Origin of the sequence: Vibrio sp. 1641 (assembly GCF_033339995.1) — a bacterium.
Lineage (GTDB): Bacteria > Pseudomonadota > Gammaproteobacteria > Enterobacterales > Vibrionaceae > Vibrio > Vibrio alginolyticus.
In genome coordinates, this window is the sequence record NZ_JAWOVP010000552.1 from 1 (window position 1) to 502 (window position 502).

Here is a 502-nt window from a genome sequence, read left to right on the forward strand (position 1 = left end):
TTCATTAGGCAGTAATGTGAGCAATAAGCCATATATTACTGAAATTACTAAGTAAGAAAGTATATAGAGCCTATATTTAGTGATTCTCATTTACTTACTATCTCTAGTTTGAAAGTAATTTTAACCACGTGCTTAAGATGGTCTCTGTACTAAACCTCTTAGAGTTATTGATTGAGTGCGTGGTTAGTTCTTGATAGCGTTCTGAGTTCATCGATGCCTCAATACCTTTAATTAAAGAGTCTTTTAACGCAATAATGTTATTTGCTTCACACAACCAACCATTATGACCATCTTGAACGACTTCAGCTGGTCCTGTATCACAATCAAAAGAGACGATTGGTAAGCCATAAGCTTGCGCTTCGATTAATACTAAAGGCAAACCTTCAAACCTGGAGCTCATAACAAAGAGCTTTGATTGAAGATAATAGTTCTCGATCTGGTTGGTTTTAGGGATAAACTCAATTGTTTTGGTAACATCTAACTCAATAGAGCGCTTTGACAG

1 protein-coding gene is annotated in these 502 nt (G+C 35.7%); it reads right to left on the reverse strand.

Features of this window, described 5'->3' with window-relative positions:
- Window positions 1-103 precede the first annotated feature (103 nt).
- A partial coding sequence (locus R7Z47_RS27080; protein WP_318131055.1) for a glycosyltransferase occupies window positions 104-502 on the reverse strand: 399 nt, incomplete at its 5' end.